This window comes from Mesorhizobium sp. NZP2077, from assembly GCF_013170805.1.
In the GTDB taxonomy this organism is placed as follows: domain Bacteria; phylum Pseudomonadota; class Alphaproteobacteria; order Rhizobiales; family Rhizobiaceae; genus Mesorhizobium.
Genome location: NZ_CP051293.1, coordinates 4,704,469 through 4,717,939, shown reverse-complemented (window position 1 = coordinate 4,717,939; position 13,471 = coordinate 4,704,469). Strand labels below are relative to the sequence as shown.

The 13,471-nt window shown below is 62.6% G+C and carries 13 protein-coding genes; 10 read left to right on the top strand and 3 right to left on the bottom strand.

Going from position 1 to position 13,471, the window contains the following annotated elements; translation table 11 throughout:
• Positions 1-44 precede the first annotated feature (44 nt).
• From sufB to sufA, 7 genes are all read left to right on the top strand, one after another.
• The gene (gene sufB, locus HGP13_RS23655) at positions 45-1,562 is read left to right on the top strand and encodes a Fe-S cluster assembly protein SufB (protein WP_172229489.1); all 1,518 of its coding nucleotides are present in this window, start codon (positions 45-47) and stop codon (positions 1,560-1,562) included.
• 5 nt (positions 1,563-1,567) lie between these two features.
• Entirely contained in the window at positions 1,568-1,855 is a 288-nt protein-coding gene (locus HGP13_RS23650; protein ID WP_172229488.1) for a hypothetical protein, read from the top strand.
• Positions 1,848-2,603: a Fe-S cluster assembly ATPase SufC gene (sufC, locus tag HGP13_RS23645; RefSeq protein WP_015318168.1), complete on the top strand. Its 756-nt coding sequence runs from the start codon at positions 1,848-1,850 to the stop codon at positions 2,601-2,603. The genes HGP13_RS23650 and sufC overlap by 8 nt, the downstream gene beginning before the upstream one ends.
• Positions 2,604-2,622: 19 nt before the next feature.
• The gene (gene sufD, locus HGP13_RS23640) at positions 2,623-3,891 is read left to right on the top strand and encodes a Fe-S cluster assembly protein SufD (protein WP_172229487.1); all 1,269 of its coding nucleotides are present in this window, start codon (positions 2,623-2,625) and stop codon (positions 3,889-3,891) included.
• A 4-nt stretch (positions 3,892-3,895) separates the two neighbouring features.
• Positions 3,896-5,140, top strand: a complete 1,245-nt coding sequence (locus tag HGP13_RS23635; RefSeq protein ID WP_172234820.1) for a cysteine desulfurase — start codon at positions 3,896-3,898, stop codon at positions 5,138-5,140.
• A gap of 5 nt (positions 5,141-5,145) precedes the next feature.
• Entirely contained in the window at positions 5,146-5,538 is a 393-nt protein-coding gene (locus HGP13_RS23630) for an SUF system Fe-S cluster assembly protein (protein WP_172229486.1), read from the top strand.
• Between the two features lie 184 nt (positions 5,539-5,722).
• Complete coding sequence (gene sufA / locus HGP13_RS23625; protein ID WP_013532156.1) at positions 5,723-6,103, top strand: Fe-S cluster assembly scaffold SufA; 381 nt, start codon at positions 5,723-5,725, stop codon at positions 6,101-6,103.
• Positions 6,104-6,136: 33 nt separating this feature from the next.
• Here sufA and HGP13_RS23620 read toward each other — a convergent pair whose 3' ends face one another.
• Positions 6,137-6,634 (bottom strand): GFA family protein, encoded by a 498-nt coding sequence (locus tag HGP13_RS23620; protein WP_172229485.1) that lies wholly within the window; start codon positions 6,632-6,634, stop codon positions 6,137-6,139.
• Between the two features lie 88 nt (positions 6,635-6,722).
• On the opposite strand from HGP13_RS23620, the gene HGP13_RS23615 reads away from it, so the two are divergent.
• Complete coding sequence (locus tag HGP13_RS23615; RefSeq protein ID WP_172229484.1) at positions 6,723-7,046, top strand: TfoX/Sxy family protein; 324 nt, start codon at positions 6,723-6,725, stop codon at positions 7,044-7,046.
• A gap of 179 nt (positions 7,047-7,225) precedes the next feature.
• Here HGP13_RS23615 and HGP13_RS23610 read toward each other — a convergent pair whose 3' ends face one another.
• The gene (locus tag HGP13_RS23610; RefSeq protein WP_172229483.1) at positions 7,226-8,143 is read right to left on the bottom strand and encodes a pseudouridine-5'-phosphate glycosidase; all 918 of its coding nucleotides are present in this window, start codon (positions 8,141-8,143) and stop codon (positions 7,226-7,228) included.
• Positions 8,144-8,217: 74 nt separating this feature from the next.
• On the bottom strand, positions 8,218-9,162 hold the full coding sequence (locus HGP13_RS23605) for a carbohydrate kinase family protein (RefSeq protein ID WP_172229481.1): 945 nt from the start codon (positions 9,160-9,162) through the stop codon (positions 8,218-8,220).
• A gap of 281 nt (positions 9,163-9,443) precedes the next feature.
• Between HGP13_RS23605 and recA the strand changes: the two genes are divergently transcribed.
• The gene (gene recA, locus HGP13_RS23600) at positions 9,444-10,544 is read left to right on the top strand and encodes a recombinase RecA (protein WP_013895892.1); all 1,101 of its coding nucleotides are present in this window, start codon (positions 9,444-9,446) and stop codon (positions 10,542-10,544) included.
• A 259-nt stretch (positions 10,545-10,803) separates the two neighbouring features.
• A complete protein-coding gene (gene alaS, locus HGP13_RS23595) occupies positions 10,804-13,470 on the top strand; it encodes an alanine--tRNA ligase (RefSeq protein WP_172229479.1) in 2,667 nt (888 codons plus the stop codon).
• Position 13,471 lies beyond the last annotated feature (1 nt).

The window sequence follows — 13,471 nt, the reverse complement described above, 5'->3', positions numbered from 1 at the left end:
TGAAAACTGTCGGGCCTTGACCCCGGCGTGGATGGAGAACGCATATGCCTGCTGTGCAGGACACGATCGATCGGGTCCGAAAGATCGACGTCGACCAATACAAATACGGCTTCCAGACCGAAATCGCTGTCGACAAGGCCCCGAAGGGCCTGAGCGAAGACATCATCCGTTTCATTTCGGCCAAGAAGGACGAACCGTCCTGGATGCTGGAATGGCGCCTGGAAGCCTATCGGCGCTGGCTGACGCTGGAAGAGCCGACCTGGGCGCGCGTTCATTATCCGAAGATCGATTTCCAGGATATCTACTTCTACGCGGCGCCCAAGAGCACGCCCGGCCCGTCGTCGCTCAGCGACGTGGATCCCGAACTCTTGAAGGTCTACGAGAAGCTCGGCATTCCGCTGCGGGAACAGGAAATCCTCGCCGGCGTGCAGAAGACGGATGCCTCCGATCTCGAAGAGCCCAGTGACAACGTCTACAAGTCGGGCCGTGTCGCCGTCGATGCGGTGTTCGATTCCGTCTCCGTCGTCACCACCTTCAAGAAGGAGCTGGCGCAGGCGGGCGTCATCTTCTGCTCGATCTCGGAAGCCATCCGCGAGCATCCGGAGCTGGTGAAAAAGTATCTCGGCTCCGTGGTGCCGACCTCCGACAATTACTACGCGACGCTGAATTCGGCCGTCTTCACCGACGGCTCCTTCGTCTTCGTGCCCAAGGGCGTCCGCTGCCCGATGGAGTTGTCGACTTATTTCCGCATGAACGAGAAGAACACCGGCCAGTTCGAGCGTACGCTGATCATCGCCGAGGAGGGGGCTTACGTTTCCTATCTCGAAGGATGCACGGCGCCGCAGCGCGACGAGAACCAGCTGCATGCGGCGGTCGTGGAACTGGTGGCGCTCGACGATGCCGAGATCAAATATTCGACGGTGCAGAACTGGTACCCCGGCGACGCCGAGGGCAAGGGCGGCATCTACAATTTCGTCACCAAGCGCGGCGACTGCCGTGGCGACCGTTCGAAGATCTCGTGGACGCAGGTCGAAACCGGCTCGGCCATCACCTGGAAGTACCCGAGCTGCATCCTGCGCGGTGACGATTCCCAGGGCGAGTTCTATTCGATCGCCGTATCGAACGGTTATCAGCAGGTCGACAGCGGCACCAAGATGATCCATCTCGGCAAGAACACGTCGAGCCGCATCATCTCCAAGGGCATCGCCGCCGGCTTTTCGCAGAACACCTATCGCGGCCAGGTCTCGGCGCACCGCAAGGCGACCAACGCCCGCAACTTCACCAACTGTGACTCGCTTTTGATCGGCGACCAGTGCGGCGCGCACACGGTGCCTTACATGGAAGCCAAGAATTCGACGGCGCAGTTCGAGCATGAAGCGACAACGTCCAAGATTTCCGAGGACCAGAAATTCTACGTCATGCAGCGCGGCATTCCCGAAGAGGAAGCGATCGCGCTGATCGTCAACGGCTTCGTCAAGGATGTCATCCAGCAGCTACCGATGGAGTTTGCCGTCGAGGCGCAGAAGCTGATTGGCATCTCGCTGGAAGGCTCGGTGGGCTAGTGACCATGGCGACGCAGCGGCCGAAGGAGGACATCTGGTTTGCTGTCCGCTGGCGGTGGCTGTGGGCTGTACGCCGTGAGGGCAACATAGCCATGGCGAAATACGCCGGCGCGACTGTCGTCTCGGCGTTCGCCGGCGTCCTCTTGGCAGCCTTCGTCAACCTCTACGTCGGCATTGCCGTCTTCGCCATCGGCTTCGGCTTGTCCTTCTGGTGGTTCAAGGCGCTGCAGCGCAGCCACACCGACTATTCGATCACTTACGACGACTATTTCAGAGAAAAGAACAATGCTTGAGATCAAGAACCTGCACGCCCGCATCGTCGATGACGGCACCGAAATCATCCGCGGCCTGAACCTGACGGTGAAAGCCGGCGAGGTCGCCGCGATCATGGGCCCGAACGGCTCGGGCAAATCGACGCTGTCCTACATCCTCGCCGGCCGTGAGGACTATGAGGTGACCGAGGGCGACATCCTATACAACGGCCAGTCGATCCTCGAAATGGATCCGGCCGAGCGCGCTACGTCGGGCATCTTCCTCGCCTTCCAGTATCCGATGGAGATACCGGGCGTCGCGACCATGGAATTCCTGAAGGTGGCGATGAACGAGCAGCGCAAGGCGCGCGGCGAGGAGCCGTTGAAAATCCCGGAATTCCTGAAGCGGGTGAAAGAAGCCGCAGCCTCGCTCAGCATGGACATGGCGATGCTGAAGCGGCCGCTCAATGTCGGTTTCTCCGGCGGCGAGAAGAAGCGCGCCGAGATCCTGCAGATGAAGCTCCTGGAGCCGAAGCTGTGCGTGCTCGATGAGACCGATTCCGGCCTCGACATCGATGCGCTGAAGATCGTCTCCGACGGCGTCAACGCTTTGCGCGCGCCCGACCGGGCGTTCCTGGTCATCACCCACTACCAGCGCCTGCTCGAACACATCGTGCCCGATAGCGTGCACGTGCTCTACAAGGGCCAGGTCATCAAGTCCGGCGACAAATCGCTGGCGCTCGACCTCGAAGCCAACGGCTATGCCGGCGTGATCGGCGAAGCCGCGTGAGATGCCAGAGGCGAAGCTGATGAATATGCACACACAACCGCAGCGGACACCGGCCGAAACGGCGCTGATCGACGCGTTCGGCGACCGGCTGTCGCTGCTGCCGGGTGACGGCGCGGTGATGCTGAAGCGCGACGACGCCATCGAGGCGATCAAGCACGGCCTGCCGACGCGGCGCATCGAATCCTGGCACTATACGGACCTGCGCCGGCTGTTGAACACGGTGCCGGACTTCGACCCGGCCGCGGCGGCAAAAGCGGTTGCGCCGATTGTCGAAGGCTCCGCGGTGTTGGCGATCCTCAACGGCAAGTCCGACGCGAAGACGCCTGATATCGAAGGCGTTACCGTCCAGCGCCTGTCGGAAAAGCTGATTGATGGCAGCATCGCGCCAGGCCTCGATCCCTATGGCAGCGACGATGCCATCGGTGCGCTGAACACTGCCTTCGTTGCCGACGGCTATTTTGTCGACATCGCCGATGGCGCTGAACTCGAAAAGCCGATCGAACTGCAGAATTTGCAGGCCGGCGGCCAGACCCATGTGCGCCTGCCGGTGCGCGTCGGCGCGGGCGCCAAGGCGGTCATCGTCGAGCGTCAGGCAGGAGATGGCGCCGCTCTGGTCAGTTCCGTCAGCCAGCTCGTGCTCGGCGAGGGTGCCGAGGTGACGTGGCTGATCGTCCAGGAGCAGCCGGAGACGGCGACGCATCTGGCGCAGTTCAAGGCCCATATCGGCAAGAACGCGAAGCTGACGCTGTTCGTCATGAACGCCGGCGGCAGGCTGGTGCGCCAGGAGATCATGATCAGGACGACAGGCGAGGGCGCCGATTTCAAGCTGCGCGGCATCAACCTGCTAGCCGGCGACACCCACACCGACGTGACCATGGTGCTCGACCACGCCGTGCCGCATACGACGTCGACGGAGGTCATCCGCAATGTGGTGACGGGCAAGGCGCGCGGCGTCTTCCAGGGCCGGATCAACGTCCATCAGTACGCCCAGAAGACCAACGCCAAGATGGCCTGCAACACGCTGCTTTTGTCGGACGATGGCGAGTTCTCGACCAAGCCGGAGCTTGAAATCTTCGCCGATGACGTCATCTGCGGCCATGGCGCGACGGTCACCGAGATCGACCACGGCCATCTGTTCTACCTGATGGCGCGCGGCGTCGACGAGAAGAGCGCCCGCGGCCTCCTGGTCAAGGCGTTCGTTGCCGAGGTGATCGAGGAACTGGACGACGAAGTCATAGTCGAGGCGCTGGAAGCGAAGCTCGGCGACTGGTTTGTGACGCACGGGTGAAATGATGAACGCTCCAGGCAAGATTGGAGATTTCTACGACGTCGAGGCGATCCGTCGCGACTTCCCGATCCTGTCGCGCGAAGTCTACGGCAAGCCACTGGTCTATCTCGACAATGGCGCCTCGGCACAGAAGCCGCAGGTGGTGCTCGACACCATCCAGCACGCCTACAGCCAGGAATACGCCAACGTTCATCGTGGGCTGCATTTCCTGTCCAATGCCGCGACCGATGCCTATGAAAAGGCACGTGAGACGGTGCGCCGCTTCCTCAATGCGCCGAGCACCGACAACATCGTCTTCACCTCGAACACGACGGCGGCGATCAATACGGTTGCCTATGGCTATGGCATGCCCAATATCGGCGAGGGCGATGAGATCGTGCTGTCGATCATGGAGCACCACTCCAACATCGTGCCCTGGCATTTCATTCGCGAGCGCCAGGGCGCCAAGCTGGTCTGGGTGCCGGTCGACGATCTCGGCGTCTTCCACATTGAGGAATTCGAGAAGCGACTGACCGACCGCACCAAGCTCGTTGCCATCACCCAGATGTCGAATGCCCTGGGCACGGTGACGCCGATCAAGGAAATCGTGCGCATCGCCCATTCGCGCGGCATTCCTGTGCTCGTCGACGGCAGCCAGAGCGCCGTGCACATGCCGATCGACGTGCAGGATCTCGACTGCGACTTCTTTGTCTTCACCGGCCACAAGGTCTACGGCCCGTCGGGCATCGGCGTGCTCTACGGCAAGAAGGACATTCTCGCCGGCATGCGGCCCTTCATGGGCGGTGGCGAGATGATCGAGGAGGTGACGGAAGATATCGTCACCTACAACGAGCCGCCGCATCGCTTCGAGGCTGGCACGCCGCCGATCGTCCAGGCGATCGGGCTGGGTGCTGCCCTCGACTACATGGAAAAGATCGGCCGCGAGCGCATCGCCGCGCATGAGGAAGATCTCAAGACTTACGCGCATGAGCGGCTGCGCGCCATCAATTCGCTACGCATCTTCGGTGACGCGCCGGGCAAGGGCGCCATCATCTCCTTCGAACTGCAAGGCATTCATGCTCATGACGTGTCGATGGTGATAGACAGGCAGGGCGTTGCCGTGCGCGCGGGCACCCATTGTGCCCAGCCGCTGTTGAAACGCTTTGGCGTAACTTCCACATGCAGGGCATCGTTTGGCATGTATAATACCAGGGCCGAAGTCGACGCTTTGGCCGAGGCGCTTGAGAAAGCGCGCAAATTCTTCGGGTGACGATCATGGATGACGCTAGCCACACCACCGAGACCTTGCCGGAAACGGCTATCAATCCGCTGGTTTCCGCTTCGGCCATTCCCGCCGACGAACTGGCACGGCTGACCGACGACATCGTCTCGGCGCTGAAGACGGTCTATGACCCGGAAATCCCGGCCGACATCTACGAACTCGGCCTCATCTACAAGATCGACATCGAGGACAACCGCTCGGTCAAGATCGACATGACGCTGACAGCCCCTGGCTGCCCGGTGGCCGGCGAAATGCCCGGCTGGGTGGAGAATGCAGTTGGTGCCGTCGAAGGCGTCTCCGGCGTCGAGGTCAACATGACCTTCGACCCGCCCTGGTCCGCAGACCGCATGTCGGAAGAGGCGCAGGTCGCGGTGGGCTGGTACTAGTGCATGTCGCCCAAAGGTGACCTCGGTTTTGGGACAACGACATGCATAAAGCAAAAGCCTAAAGCGGGTCACGCTTTAGGCAGGCAGAGGCTGGCGCACTTGCGCCAGGGGTAAAACTTCACCATTTTAGGTGAGGAATCATTCGGCAGGCCTTGAACCTGCATGGAATGGAGAAGGAAAGAGAATGGGACGCTTCGCCGTCATCACGATGACCGAAAAGGCCGCCGACCGGGTGCGCGAGATCGTGGCTACCCGCGACAACGCGCATGGCATCCGCCTCGGCATCAAGAAGGGCGGCTGCGCCGGCATGGAATATACGGTCGATCTGGTGACCGAGCCCAACACCAAGGACGATCATATCGAGCGCGACGGCGCCCATGTCTATGTCGCGCCCGAGGCCGCGCTTTTCCTGTTCGGTACCGAGATGGATTTCGAGCAGACGACGCTGCGCACCGGCTTCACCTTCCACAACCCGAACCAGAGTTCCGCCTGTGGCTGCGGCGAATCCGTCGAACTGAAGCCGGCCGATCTCAAGGCGCTGGCAGAGGCACGCGCCTCGGCCTGATCTTCATTCGCCCCGTAAACGGGGCGAAGAACGCTACTCCACCCACATGCCCATCCGCTTGTGCCAGTCTGCGATCGATTCTTCCGGATAGACATCGAACACCTTGTCGCCCTTGCCGATAGCGGGCTCGACCCAGTTCGCCTTGTATTTCAGCATCAGATGCACCTTTTCAGGTGGTTTCGGCAGGTCGCTGTCCATCGCCGAGGCGAAGGGATGCACCAACTCCGGCCAGGTCGGGTCGTAGAGCCAGAGCGCCGATCCGCATTTGCGGCAGAAATTGCGATCGCCGGTCGAGACTTTGCAATGGGGATGCTCGTCGTCCTCGATCTCGGCGCGGTAGACGCCAAGGCTTCTCTTGCCAGTGACGTTCAGCGTCTCGTAGACGGCGCCGAGATTGATGGCGAAGCCGCCGCCGCCCTGTTGTTTGCGGCAGATCGAGCAGTAGCACAGCATGAACGGCACCGGCGTGTGGCTTTCCACCTCGAAACGCACTGCGTTGCAGCGGCAGGATCCCGTGAACAGAAGCGGCATGACAAAACTCCGACGGATTGGTCTCAACCTGTCAGCATGATGTTGGTTGCGCGATGACAATGTCAAATGCCGGTGACATGGTCGCGGCATGGACAATGAGCGCATCGCCGAACTGTTCGCCGGGCTAGGCCCGGTCAGCATCCGCAGGCTGTTCGGCGGCAAGGGCATCTATTTCGACGGCGTCATCGTCGCCATCGTGCTGCGCGGCGAATTGCTGCTAAAGGCCGACGAGCGAAGCGCGCCCGATTTCGACGCCGCCGGCTGCAAGCAATGGACCTATACCAGTACGCGGCATGGCAAGCTGGTCGCCATGCCCTATTGGAGCATTCCTGATAGCGCTTTTGACGATTCCGACGAGATGACGGTCTGGGCACGCCGCGCCTATGAGGCGGGGCGAAGGGCTGGGAAGTAGATTACCGTAAGCGCGAGGCCGCCCCCTCATCCAGCCGCTTCGCGGCCACCTTCTACCCGTGGGGGAGAAGAGGCTGGCATCGACGCCGGCTCCCTCCTCTCCTCTCGGGGAGAGGTCGGATTGCCCCGAATTGCTCTTTGCAATTCGGTTTTGGCAATCCGGGTGAGGGGGCTTTGCCCCTACAACGCCTTGGCGATCTCCGCCGCGAGCCGCGCATTGTTCTCGACCAGCGCGATGTTGGTCTTCAGGCTCCGGCCGCCGGTGAGTTCCAGTATCTTTCCCAGCAGGAACGGCGTCACCGCCTTGCCGGTCACGTTGAGGGCCTCGGCGGCCTTTTGCGCCGCCTCGATATAACCGGCCATCTCTTCTGCCGGGATTTCGTGGTTCTCGGGCACCGGGTTGGCGATCAGCATGCCGCCACCCAGGCCTAGCGCAGCCCGAGTCCGGAAGAAATGCGCGATCTCTTCCGGCGTGTGCAAGGTCAGCGGCGCGCGGAACGGCGACTGCCGCGACCAGAAGGCCGGCATCGTCTCGCAGCCATGGCCAATCACCGGCACGCCGCGGGTCTCCAGCACTTCGAGCGTCTTTTCGATATCAAGGATGGCCTTGGCGCCGGCCGAGACGACGATGACCGGTGTGCGCGCCAGTTCGTCGAGGTCGGCCGAGATATCAAAACTCTTTTCCGCGCCCTTGTGAACGCCGCCAATGCCACCGGTGGCGAACACCTTTATCCCGACCATGTGCGCCGCAATCATCGTGGCGGCGACTGTCGTGCCGCCGGTGCGGCCTTGCGCGACGGCAAAGCCGAGATCGGCGCGCGACAGCTTCATGGCGTCACCGGTCATGGCCAGCGATTCGCGCTCGCCGTCGGACAGGCCGATCTTAATGCGGCCGCCAACCACCGCGATCGTCGCCGGTACGGCGCCGCCGTCGCTGATGATCTTCTCGACATCGGCCGCCATCGCGCCATTGTCGGGGTAGGGCATGCCATGGGTGATGATGGTGCTTTCCAGCGCCACCACCGGCCGGCCAGCCGCCAGGGCCTGCGCCACCGGTGCGTGGATATCGATGAAGGGGCGGGCGGTCTCTGGGCTCATCTCAATCTCCAACCGGAGTGCGGCGCATCCGTCTGGATACGCAGCTTCACTCAGGCACTATGAATTTGCCGGTCTCATGCCACTTCCTGCGCCTCCGGCACAAGGGCCAGCGCTTCAGCGAAGCTTGCGGCGGTGAAATCGGGAACGGCGTCGGCGCTTTCGATCGCCAGCGTCGCTGCCGCGACGCCGTCGCGCAAGGCCTGGCGCAAAGGGATGCCGCGCAGCAAGGCCGCCATCGTTGCACCCGCCAGTGCGTCGCCGGCACCAGTGACATCGGCAACTCTTCTCGGCGGCGGCGGCAGGATCGAGAAGGCGCCTGCTTCGTCGAAACCCAGCACCGGTGCGCTGCCTGCCGTCACGATGCCGCTGGTCAGGCCGCTGCATCGCAATCCGTCGATGAGATCTCGCTCGGCGGCATCCGCATGGACGCCGGCCAGCGCCATGGCTTCTCGCCGGTTCATGAACAGCTGAGCCAACGCGCCGAGCACCGGTATCAGCCGGATTACCTTGGCCGGCGAAATGGCAATGGCGAATACGGGTTTGCCGGCGGCTAGCGAAACCAGCCGCTCCAGTGCCGCCGAAGGCAGATTGGCATCACACAGTATGGCATCGGCGGCAGCGATCGCCTCGCGGACCTTGGAGCGCCTCATCTGCTTGGGGAACGCCAGATCGTATAGCGCCATATCGGCAAAGCCGACGATCAGTTCACCCTCGCGGTCGATCAACGCGGTATAGCTCGGCGTCGTGCGGTCGAGGAACACCGCCGACAGATCAGCGATGCCTGCTTCCGCTATGGCGCGTGAAACCGTATCGCCCGCCGCATCGCCGCCCCGCATCGAAAGCAGTGAAGCGGAGGCGCCGCGCCGCACCGTGCTGCGCAGCGCGTTGAAGACGCCGCCGCCGACATCCTCGCGCATCGTGCCGGGATTGGACGCAGCCGGCACGTAAGCGCCGGACACCTGGCCACGCCGGTCGATATGGGCGCCGCCCACGGCCAGTATTTTCTTGGATTTCACCATGCCGGCGATATGACCTTTGTTATTCCAGTCGCACAAGCGCTAGGCTGTGCGACGGAGCTTCGCATGCAAGGCAGCGATTCGGCAGATCGAAACAAGGAAGCCGTCTGGCCTAATGCGCGGTGTATTGCTGTTCGACCTCTTGGTACGAAAAAAGAACAAATCCGGATATCATTTGTTTTTCAGATATTTGTTCCCTCTTGCCAAACGAGAACAAAAAAGGTACAAAATGGCAGGGATTACGGATTGTCCGGCCTTCATTGACGACCAAGGGGTGATGTATCATGGCTCAGAATTCTTTGCGGCTTGTAGAGGATAAGGCAGTGGACAAATCAAAGGCTCTGGATGCGGCGCTGTCGCAAATCGAGCGGGCTTTCGGCAAGGGCTCGATCATGCGGCTCGGCGCCAACGAGCAGGTCGTCGAGATCGAAACGGTGCCGACCGGCTCGCTCGGCCTCGACATCGCGCTTGGCGTCGGTGGCCTGCCGCGCGGCCGCATCATCGAAATCTACGGGCCGGAAAGCTCGGGCAAGACGACGCTGGCGCTGCACACCGTGGCCGAAGCCCAGAAGAAGGGCGGCATCTGCGCCTTCGTCGACGCCGAACATGCGCTCGATCCGGTCTATGCCCGCAAGCTTGGCGTCGACCTTGAAAACCTGCTGATCTCGCAGCCCGACACTGGCGAGCAGGCGCTGGAAATCTGCGACACGCTGGTGCGTTCCGGCGCCATCGACGTTCTGGTGGTCGATTCGGTGGCGGCGCTGACGCCGCGTGCCGAAATCGAAGGCGAGATGGGCGATTCGCTGCCGGGCCTGCAGGCCCGCTTGATGAGCCAGGCGCTGCGCAAGCTGACCGCCTCGATCTCGCGTTCCAACACCATGGTCATCTTCATCAACCAGATCCGCATGAAGATCGGCGTCATGTTCGGCTCGCCCGAAACCACCACCGGCGGCAATGCGCTGAAATTCTACGCGTCGGTTCGCCTCGACATCCGCCGCATCGGCTCGGTCAAGGACCGTGACGAGGTCGTCGGCAACCAGACCCGCGTCAAGGTGGTCAAGAACAAGTTGGCGCCGCCCTTCAAGGTGGTCGAGTTCGACATCATGTATGGCGAGGGCGTGTCCAAGACCGGCGAACTGGTCGATCTCGGCGTCAAGGCCGGCGTGGTCGAGAAGTCGGGCGCCTGGTTCTCCTACAATTCGCAGCGTCTTGGCCAGGGCCGCGAAAATGCAAAACTGTTCCTGCGCGACAATCCCGATACCGCACGCGAGATCGAACTGGCGCTCAGGCAGAATGCCGGGCTGATCGCCGAAAAGTTCCTCGAGAATGGTGGCTCTGAGGGCAATGGCGACGACGGTTTTGAGGACGAAGCCGGCGCGATGTAGGGCCATTGCCGGAGTTCGGCCATAATCCCTGTCTATGATCTGAGGCTTAAGTAACTGAGTTCTGTAGTATTGCGTTCAAAACCGCCGGCCTTCGCGCCGGCGGTTTTCGTTTTTGGGGGACGGCAAGCTCCTCAGTTGGCCCAATTCCGTGTTTCTGGACAGGCTGGGGCGTGCCCGCTAAAAGGCCAAATCTATTTCTGCAAAGCAGAGACCAGTTTCCGCCGGCCGCGCCGGCGGTTTTCGCGAAAAGGCAGCAGTCATGAGTGGCGTGAACGAGATCCGGTCGACCTTTCTCGACTATTTCCGCAAGGAGGGCCACGAGGTCGTGGCCTCGAGCCCGCTCGTGCCGCGCAACGATCCGACATTGATGTTCACCAATGCCGGCATGGTGCAGTTCAAGAACGTCTTCACCGGTTTGGAGAAGCGGTCCTATTCGCGTGCCACCACCGCCCAGAAGAGTGTCCGCGCCGGCGGCAAGCACAACGACCTCGACAATGTCGGTTACACCGCACGCCATCTGACCTTTTTCGAGATGCTCGGCAATTTCTCCTTTGGCGACTATTTCAAGGAGCGTGCCATCGAGCTTGCCTGGAACCTGATCACCAAGGAGTTCGGGCTGAACAAGGACAAGCTGCTGGTCACCGTCTACCATACGGACGACGAGGCGGCCGGCTTCTGGAAGAAGATCGCCGGCTTCTCGGACGATCGCATCATCCGCATCCCGACCTCGGACAATTTCTGGGCGATGGGCGACACCGGTCCTTGCGGGCCGTGCTCGGAAATCTTCATCGATCGTGGCGAGCACATCTGGGGTGGTCCTCCCGGCAGTCCCGAGGAAGACGGCGATCGCTTCCTCGAATTCTGGAACCTGGTGTTCATGCAATATGAACAGGTGACGAAGGAGGAGCGCGTCGACCTGCCGCGTCCGTCCATCGACACCGGCATGGGCCTGGAGCGCATGGCCTCCATCCTGCAAGGCGTGGAAAGCGTTTTCGAGACCGACCTGTTCCGGCATTTGATAGATGCGGCGTCCTCCGCGCTCGGGCGTGCTCCCGATGCGGAAACGGTGGCATCCTACCGCGTCATTGCCGATCATTTGCGCTCTTCCTCCTTCCTGGTTGCCGACGGCGTGCTGCCGTCGAACGAAGGCCGCGGCTATGTGCTGCGCCGCATCATGCGCCGCGCCATGCGCCACGCGCAGTTGCTCGGTGCGAACGAGCCGCTGATGTGGAAGCTGGTGCCGGCGCTGGTGCGCGAGATGGGCCAGGCCTATCCCGAACTGCTGCGCGGCGAACAGTTGATCACAGAGACGCTGAAGCTCGAGGAGACACGCTTCCGCAAGACGCTGGTGCGCGGCCTCGGCCTGCTCTCGGAGGCGACGGAGACGCTGCATGCCGGCGACATGCTGGACGGGGAGACGGCCTTCAAGCTCTACGACACCTACGGTTTCCCGCTCGACCTGACGCAAGACGCGCTGCGCCAGCGCAGCATCTCGGTCGATCTTGCCGGCTTCACCAATGCGATGGAGCAGCAGAAGGCCGAGGCTCGCAAGCACTGGGCGGGGTCAGGCGAGGCCGCCACCGAGACTGTCTGGTTCTCCGTGCGTGAAAAGGCCGGCGCCACCGAATTCCTTGGCTACGAGACTGAAGCTGCGGAAGGCCTCATCCAGGCGCTGGTCAAGGACGGCAAGACCGTCGACAGTGCCGGCAAGGGCGACGCCGTAGCCGTGGTCGTCAACCAGACGCCGTTCTATGGCGAGTCCGGCGGCCAGATGGGCGACACCGGTGTGATCTCTGGCGAAGGGTTTTCGATCGAGGTCTCCGACACGCAGAAGAAAGCCGATGGGCTGTTCGTGCATCTGGGCAAGGTGGCGAGCGGCACCGTCAAGACGGGCGCTGCCGTCGAGCTCAAGGTCAACCATGCGCGCCGCACCAGGCTGCGCGCCAACCACTCCGCGACGCATCTGATCCACGAGGCGCTGCGCGAAGTGCTGGGCACCCATGTCGCGCAGAAGGGCTCGCTGGTCGCACCGGAGCGGCTGCGCTTCGACATCTCGCACAACAAGCCGATCTCGGCCGAGGAGCTCGAAGAGGTCGAGCGCATGGCCAACGAGATCGTCGTGCAGAACAGCCCGGTGACCACGCGCCTGATGTCGGTCGACGATGCCATCGCCGAGGGCGCCATGGCGCTGTTCGGCGAGAAATATGGCGACGAGGTGCGCGTCGTGTCGATGGGCACCGGCTTGCATGGTGCCAAGGCCAATGGACCCTATTCGGTCGAGCTTTGCGGTGGCACCCATGTCAGGGCGACCGGCGATATCGGTCTGGTCCGCGTTGTCTCCGACAGCGCGGTCGCCGCCGGCGTGCGCCGCATCGAGGCGCTGACCGGCGAAGCCGCGCGCAAGCATCTCGACGAGCAGGACAGGCGCCTGAAGGCAGCGGCAGCCGTGCTGAAGATTTCGCCGGCCGACGTGCCGGCGCGTGTCGAGGCTTTGCTCGACGAACGCAAGAAGCTTGAGAAGGAACTGACGGAAGCCCGCAAGAAGCTGGCGCTGGGCGGCGGTGCCGCGGCCGGTGCGCCCTCTGAGAACGAGACGGTCGCGGGTGTCGGCTTCCTCGGCAAGGCGGTCTCAGGCGTCTCGCCGAAGGATCTGAAGCCGCTGGCCGACGCCGGCAAGACCTCGCTGGGGTCCGGTGTCGTCGTCTTCGTCGGCGCTGGCGAGGACAACAAGGCGAGCGTCGTCGTCGCCGTCACCGACGATCTGTTAAGCCGCTTCAGCGCCGTCGATCTGGTGCGCGTGGCCTCCGCAGCACTCGGCGGGCAGGGCGGTGGCGGCCGGCCCGATATGGCGCAGGCCGGCGGACCGGATGCGTCGAAGGCCAACGATGCGATTGCGGCGGTCAAGGCGGCACTCGAAGCCGCCTGAA